General features: G+C 46.4%; 5 protein-coding genes and 2 tRNA genes. 5 read left to right on the top strand and 2 right to left on the bottom strand.

Going from position 1 to position 7,252, the window contains the following annotated elements; translation table 11 throughout:
- The first annotated feature begins 469 nt into the window (after nt 1-469).
- Entirely contained in the window at nt 470-1,186 is a 717-nt protein-coding gene (locus JGK39_RS31680) for a peptidoglycan-binding protein (RefSeq protein ID WP_293298767.1), read from the top strand.
- Nucleotides 1,187-1,313: 127 nt separating this feature from the next.
- Nucleotides 1,314-1,395: transfer RNA gene (locus JGK39_RS31675), tRNA-Leu, on the top strand.
- 341 nt (nt 1,396-1,736) lie between these two features.
- Here the strand turns inward: JGK39_RS31675 and JGK39_RS31670 are convergent.
- Nucleotides 1,737-1,807 (bottom strand) — tRNA-Cys (locus JGK39_RS31670).
- Nucleotides 1,808-1,907: 100 nt separating this feature from the next.
- On the opposite strand from JGK39_RS31670, the gene cpdA reads away from it, so the two are divergent.
- The 3 genes from cpdA to JGK39_RS31655 all read left to right on the top strand — a co-directional run bounded on the left by cpdA (nt 1,908) and on the right by JGK39_RS31655 (nt 5,774).
- The gene (gene cpdA / locus JGK39_RS31665) at nt 1,908-2,762 is read left to right on the top strand and encodes a 3',5'-cyclic-AMP phosphodiesterase (RefSeq protein ID WP_293255786.1); all 855 of its coding nucleotides are present in this window, start codon (nt 1,908-1,910) and stop codon (nt 2,760-2,762) included.
- 548 nt (nt 2,763-3,310) lie between these two features.
- Nucleotides 3,311-4,789, top strand: coding sequence for an alpha-amylase (locus tag JGK39_RS31660; RefSeq protein ID WP_293255790.1), 1,479 nt, complete (start codon nt 3,311-3,313; stop codon nt 4,787-4,789).
- A gap of 208 nt (nt 4,790-4,997) precedes the next feature.
- The gene (locus JGK39_RS31655; protein WP_293255793.1) at nt 4,998-5,774 is read left to right on the top strand and encodes an SDR family NAD(P)-dependent oxidoreductase; all 777 of its coding nucleotides are present in this window, start codon (nt 4,998-5,000) and stop codon (nt 5,772-5,774) included.
- Between the two features lie 128 nt (nt 5,775-5,902).
- On the opposite strand, the gene cofG is transcribed toward JGK39_RS31655, so the two are convergent.
- Entirely contained in the window at nt 5,903-6,865 is a 963-nt protein-coding gene (gene cofG, locus JGK39_RS31650) for a 7,8-didemethyl-8-hydroxy-5-deazariboflavin synthase subunit CofG (protein WP_293255796.1), read from the bottom strand.
- Between the last annotated feature and the right edge of the window lie 387 nt (nt 6,866-7,252).

Below are 7,252 nucleotides of genomic sequence, written 5' to 3'. Positions count from 1 at the left end.
GCACACTCGAACGTTCCAACGCCAAGCTCAAACTATGCTTTATTCGGCTGATGCTCAAGCGACTAGCCGCCTAAAAAGATCTCAAATGGGTTCTATAAGAAAGAGCGCTTTCATCGCAACAACATATAGCGGTTCTCAAGCATGGTGAGGTATGCTTGCGTGCCCTATGCCCTATGCCCTATGCCCAGTCATACCTCATATGAGAGCTCGAAAGGCTATACCTTTCTCCTTCTATCCGTTGCATCCTTTACTGGCATTTGCTGCCGAACTTTCTTTCTGTCGTTCGCCTCGAAGCGGTTAATCAAAAAATTACTTTCAAACCATCCGTTAAATCGGTTACAGAATCGGCGGCCGAACTTCCTTCGGCATTCTACTATATTTCTCAGAAAGCTGTCCGGGTAATACAATGAGATTGAGAAACATAGAAAACAGGGAAACCTTGTCAAACCTCACCAACAGGATGAAACTTATGCGTGTAACTACTGTTACGATTTTCAGCGTGCTCGCTCTGCTCGCTCCAGGGCTGACTAAAAAGGCAAATGCAGCCTTCGAGTCCAAACCCTTTGTGCAGGAACAACAGTACCGCAGAGACTTTACAGCTCCCGCCGATCCGGGTGCGTCGGTACAGCCGGAGGCAACTACCCAAGGAGATATGTTTAACAAGCCTTTTTATGCAGGAGAGCAAAAGCCTGTGAGAAAGGAAAAAACTATCTCCGCAGGAGCAGACGGCCCAGAAGTTGCCGCCATACAGCAGCGGTTGCTGGTTCACGGTTTCGCGATCGGCACGATCGACGGTTCCTACGGTTCTCGCACCACATCCGCTGTCAGTGCCTTTCAGCAGTCTAAGCGGTTGAACTCCGACGGCATCGTGGACAAAGAAACTTGGACAGCTTTAGCCGCAGATCCGGCTGCTAAAGCTTCTGAAAATTTGCAGGGAAATGCTCCCACTCAGAACAGCGATCCTGTTCCCAGCAATCCTGCAACTGCTCTGACTAAAGGTGCTGCCGGTTCTAAGGTGAAGACGCTACAGGTGCGTTTGGAAGTACAGGGTTACGATCCAGGCCCGATCGACGGCATTTTTGGCGCTCGCACTGCTACGGCTGTCAAGAAATTTCAGGAGTATAAGGGTTTGACTGCTGACGGTGTGGTTGACGAAATCACTTGGAAGGCGATCGGGCAAAACTAAGTAATGAGTTAAAAATACGGAAAATTGCTGTGCCTATAACTCAATAAACCCGGCGTGCAAAAATGACCGGGTTTTTGGATGTTGACACATGGCTATGCTGTGTGTTATAATATTTAAATGTCAAAATGCGGATATGGCGAAATTGGCAGACGCGCCAGATTTAGGTTCTGGTTCCGAAAGGAGTGAAGGTTCAAGTCCTTTTATCCGCATCGCTTTCTAAGCCTTATGGCTAGGCCACTGAGAAGTCTGGCTCAATCCTCAATTAACGGTTTTCGCTCATCTCGTCTTTGAGACTAGCTAAAAAAAGGGCAATGTAGCTCGCAAGCAAAGGCGATCGCCCCTTTCTTCAATGCGAACACCTACCCTCGCCGCTTTTAGCCTTCCATTAGCCTGATTCAACCTTGCTGAACTTGCTTGATTTTCCATTGCATTAAATTTGCATTACTTTCTATGTTTGATTGTGATTGATTGTGCGCGATACACGCTCCGTTACAATCCAATAAACCTTGCAAACTCGTAGATTGAAGCTTGAGCAAACACATAAAAATAAAGGCGGCACCCAGATTTGAACTGGGGGTGGAGGTTTTGCAGACCTCTGCCTTACCACTTGGCTATGCCGCCGTTACGTCAGAAAATTGACGTTATACGATAATACACTAAATCCTGATTATTTCAACATATCTCTCAAAAATTTCCATCGCCCAAAGTTCGTTAGCGAAGCTTGCAAAAGAGGATCGCCCCCAAAACCCCATCCCAGGCTAATCTAGAAATAGCTCGATCGCCAGCAACAGCAGCCATGACACCAGCTTCTCCCCTCAAAGTCGCCCAAATCACCGACACTCACTTGTTTGCAGAGCTCGATCGACAATGGAAAGGAATCTCGACAACCCGCACCCTGCAAGCAGTTCTCGATCGCCTGCAACAGATACAGCCGCCGCCCGACTTACTGCTGCTGACAGGCGACTTATCCCAAGATGAAACACCGGAATCCTACCAGCGCCTCGTCTCCCTCATCGCCCCCCTCGGAATTCCCGCTTACTGGATACCGGGAAACCACGACAACATCGGTGTTATGGCAGAAATCTTAAAGGGGCCGCCGATTTCCCCACAAAAATCGTGGATGCTGGGAAACTGGCAGTTTCTGCTGCTTTCGAGTGTGGAAGCCGGATGCGACGGCGGGCGACTTTCCCCAGAAAGCTTGCAGTGGCTCGACTCTCAACTGCAACAAACCGGCGATCGACCTGTTACGATTGCTTTGCACCATCATGCTTTGCCGATCGACTGTGAAATCATGGACAGCATGATGCTGCACAATGCCGGTGAATTTTTCGCAATTGTCGATCGATACCCTCAAATCAAAATCGTCCTTTCCGGGCACATTCACCAAGAATTTCAGCAACAGCGAGGCTCAGTTACCTACTTGGGGACACCCAGCACCTGCATCCAACTTTTACCCAAAAGCCATCCGATTATCCTTGACGAAATCCCGCCGGGATTTAGATTGCTCGAATTGGCGATCGACGGTACTTGGACTACTAAGATTGAGCGAGTAGCCGCAGAACCTGCAACAGCTTGATAATTTACAGTTAAGAGGTGGTTGTGCGATCGCCAAATCGAAGAATCATCTACCAGGTTCGTAGTGAGGACTTCAGTCCGCATCAAAAATCACGTTCGTAGTGAGGACTTCAGTCCGCATCAAAAATCAGAGGACTTAAGTCCTCACTACAAACCAATTTGATTGTCTTCCTTCATACGGAAATAAGATCGAGCAGATTTCTAAGACAAAATTCAGGCTCTCCTGGGTTTATGGTGGATACGGTATCAGACACAACTGTTCGCGATTCTGTGATGCCCTGGGAGTCAAGGATATGCGGTTTGTTTATCACCACAAACTCAGGAGAGCCAAAATTCACAACTCCTAGAACATATTTTTTGCTAGGTTACATATGCTAAAAAAACAGTTAACCCAAAATATAGTTAAATGTCAATCTGTCAACAGATAGATCCCCTGATAGAACCCAAGATTTTATGATAAGTATTGATCGTAGGTTGCAGAGATATTAAGAGCGATCGGCAACGAACAAAAATATATCTGACAACTTTACCAAACAGGAGAAACTCAGTATGTCTCAACTCAACGGCGTCATGATGCAGTATTTCCACTGGTACAACCCCGCTGATGGGAACTTGTGGAATCAGCTAGCAGAATCTGCAAAAGATTTAGCAAAAATTGGTGTAACATCCCTGTGGTTGCCGCCCGCCTATAAAGGAACCGGCGGCGGTATGGATGTGGGCTATGGCGTCTACGATATATTTGACTTAGGTGAATTCGATCAAAAAGGATCGGTACGCACGAAATACGGCACAAAAGATGAATATTTGCGTGCGATCAAAGCTGCACAAGATGCCGGAATTCGGATATATGCCGATGTTGTCTTCAACCACAAATTAGGTGCCGATGCAGAAGAAGAAGCCGAAGCCACACCCTTCAATCCAGACAACCGCAATGACACCGTAGGCGAATATCAAAAAATCAAAGCTTGGACGCATTTTACTTTCCCAGGTCGCGACAAAAAATATTCCAGCATGGAGTGGCATTGGTGGCATTTTGACGCTATTGATTACAACGTTTACAACACAGAAACCCATGCCGTTTACCTGCTAAAAGGCAAAGAATTCGATCGAGGGGTAGACTTAGAAAAGGGCAACTTTGACTACCTCATGGGTTGCGATTTAGATATGGACAACCCAGAAGTCACCGGCGAATTAAAATACTGGGGCGAGTGGTATGTCGATACAACAAACGTTGACGGCTTTCGCTTCGATGCCGTCAAACACGTAGCAGCAGAATTTTTCCAAGAATGGTTGGAACACGTCCGCAACTATGCCAAACGCGACCTATTTGCCGTCGGTGAATATTGGTCTTACGAAGTGGAAGCTTTGCACTACTTTATCCAAGCAACGGACGGTAAAGTATCCTTATTTGACGCGCCCCTCCACTACAACTTCCACGCTGCTAGCAAAGCCGGTAACAGCTACGACTTGCGAACAATTTTTGATAACACCCTCGTCCAACAGCAACCAACCCTCGCCGTTACTTTGGTTGACAACCACGATTCGCAGCCTTTGCAATCTCTAGAATCAGTTGTCGAGGCTTGGTTTAAACCGCTTGCTTACGCTTTAATTTTGCTGCGATGTGAAGGATATCCGTGCATTTTTTACCCGGATTATTACGGGGCTAACTATAAGGACAAAGGAAAAGATGGCAACGAATACGAGATTTGGTTAGAAAAACATCAAGGGATTCTCGATAAATTTTTGTTCGCGCGCCAAACTTATTCCTACGGGAATCAGTACGATTACTTCGACCACGCGAACACTATTGGCTGGACGCGACTCGGAGATGAAGAACATCCGGGCGGTATGGCTGTGGTACTGAGTAATGGAGGCGATGGTACTAAGTTTATGGAAGTCGGACAGCCGAATCGAACTTATATTGACATCACCGAACACATCAAAGAACCGATCGCAACTAATGACGATGGTTGGGCTGATTTTAGGTGCAACGCCGGTTCAGTTTCTGTCTGGGTTCCTCAGCCCTAAGCATGACCTAAATCTTGACGGAATCCTCTGTCTGAAGTAGGGTGCGCAGTGCGCACCTTACGGCTACGATGGTCGTATCAAATCATTTTTTACTTCGCTATCTCTTATTTTTGCTGATTAAAGCCTGTTCGCAGCATCGGACTTGGGTCCTCTCTCTCTAATCTTACTTTTAGGCGATCGCGCCCCAAAATTATTTACATAAAAAATTATGAAACTTGCAGAAAAAGTTGCCGTGATTACGGGCGGCGGGTCGGGAATTGGACGTGCAGCAGCAATCTTAATGGCCCAAGAAGGCGCAAAAGTTGCTATTATCGATCGCATTTTAGAAACAGGACAAGAAACCGTCCGCCAGTTAACCAGTGAAGGAGGCTGCGGGCTGGCGATTGCCGCAGATGTGGCTGATTCTAAGCATATGCAGCAGGCATTTGAAACAATTTTTGACGAATATCAAAGAATTGATATTGTGTTCGCAAATGCGGGGATTAATGGTGTCTGGTCGCCGATAGAAGAGATAGAACCGGATGAATGGGATCGGACAATTAACATCAACCTCACAGGAACTTTTTTGACGGTTAAGTATGCTGTTCCTTATCTCAAAAAACAAGGAGGTTCCATCGTCATTACATCATCGATTAACGGCACCAGAAGTTTCAGGAAAGTTGGGGCTACAGCTTACGCTTGCACCAAAGCAGCGCAGGTAGCTTTTGCAAAAATGCTGGCGCTAGAACTTGCACCCAGCCAAATCCGAGTCAATGTGATATGTCCGGGTGGAGTGCTGACTGCGATCGATCAAAGTACCGTTAAGCGCCATCTCGATCGCATCCTAGTCCCGGCTGATTGTATTAAAGATGTGATTCCGTTGACTGATAATACCGCAGGTTCCAGCGAAGAAATCGCTCAATTAGTTTTATTTTTGGTGTCCGATGCCTCCAGCTTTATCACAGGTACTGAAGTTTGGATTGATGGTGGCAGTTCTTTGATTTAAAATAGATTTAATCGGCAAACATACTGTTCGATAAAAATGCTATTTTTTCCCAAAAAGGTTCGTAGTGAGGACTTTAGTCCGCTGATTTGGATGCGGACTAAAGTCCTCACTACGAACCTTGGGACAATTCATATTTGATAAATATTTCTAACTTTCAATTGTTTGACAGCAGTTTGCAATCTCTGCGGCAGCCAGTTATCGTATTGAGGATAAACAGGCAAACGCTGCACGAGTTGCCATCGGGCTGCTGCTAAAATTTCTGTTAAAGTTTGGTGTTGCAAATGAGGATAATCTGGATTAACTTCATCCAGCGGCCCAATTCCTCCTAAATCTCTCGCACCTGCTTCTAAACAAGCTAGCAATATTTCGGGCTGTGCAACTAAATTCGGCGGAATTTGTAACGAGATTTCAGATGGTAAAATGCTGCGGGCGATCGCAATTACTTGTGGCATTTTTGTAGCATCAAAAACTTCGCCGTCCCAACTTTGCTTGTTTCCCGGACTGTGAGGCTGCAAAATAACTTCTTGAATGTGATTGTAGCGCGAATGAATCCGGGCGATCGCCTCCAACGTCTCAATCCAATCCGCCTCAGTTTCCCCAATTCCCAGCAGCAAACCAGTGGTAAACGGAATCTGCAATTCCCCAGCCCATTCTAACTGTTGCAGCCGCAGCGCCGCCACTTTACTCGGTGCGTGTCTGTGAACGGTTTGCAACAAATCGGGTGAAACCTGTTCTACCATCAGCCCCATCGAGACATTCACCTGTTTTAACTCGGCCATCTCCTGAAAGCTGAGCGGCCCCACATTAGTATGCGGCAAAAATCCGAGACTAAGTGCCAGTTCGCACAAATCGTAAATCCGCTGAAACCAAGCTTTTCGCCGTTGACTCTGGGGATGTACCTCGCCGCTGAGAATGAGAATTTCAATGACACCTTGAGTTTGGAGTAATTTGAGCTGTTTTTCGGCTTCTGGGAGTGTCAGCCAAGGACTTTGCAGCGGTTGGGCCCTAAAATTGCAATAGGTGCAGCGGTTAAAACACTCGTAGGTAGGAACCAGCGTATAAGCAGGGCTGTAGGTGACGGTGCGGGACATTCCTTGGGATTTTTATCGATCGGACTTACGAAACAACATATATCTGTGAGTGCGAGTTTTGCGGTTGGCGATCGCAATCCTTCATCTATCTTAACACTCGCGCCAGTCCCGAATCTCGTTACCCAGCTAAATTATGAGCATTTTTTTTGTTGGTGCGATCGCCTGCAAATTCCCCGGCTTGCTTCTGAAACCCTTAGACAGCAACTTTTACAACTTTGTATCAGCTATACTTATGACATTCATAACAAAAACTGTGCTTAATACCCCTTTACAAACCGAAATAAAAGCTTTATATTAATTTACATGGCGGAACACAAAGCCGTCACGAACATTGAAAACCAAATAAAGCAATCATAAAACCATGACAGCCACCTTACAGCAGCGCGA

The organism is Microcoleus sp. PH2017_12_PCY_D_A (assembly GCF_020738565.1).
Taxonomy (GTDB): Bacteria; Cyanobacteriota; Cyanobacteriia; order Cyanobacteriales; family Microcoleaceae; genus Microcoleus.
Note: the sequence above shows the minus strand (reverse complement) of the source record. Positions and strands in the feature narration are given on the sequence as shown.

What these genes read in the sequence shown, in the direction of transcription:
- JGK39_RS31655 (WP_293255793.1), top strand. Translation starts at nt 4,998, where the DNA reads ATGAAACTTGCAGAAAAAGTTGCCGTGATTACGGGCGGCGGGTCGGGA.
- cofG (WP_293255796.1), bottom strand. Translation starts at nt 6,865, where the DNA reads ATGTCCCGCACCGTCACCTACAGCCCTGCTTATACGCTGGTTCCTACC.
- JGK39_RS31660 (WP_293255790.1), top strand. Translation starts at nt 3,311, where the DNA reads ATGTCTCAACTCAACGGCGTCATGATGCAGTATTTCCACTGGTACAAC.
- JGK39_RS31680 (WP_293298767.1), top strand. Translation starts at nt 470, where the DNA reads ATGCGTGTAACTACTGTTACGATTTTCAGCGTGCTCGCTCTGCTCGCT.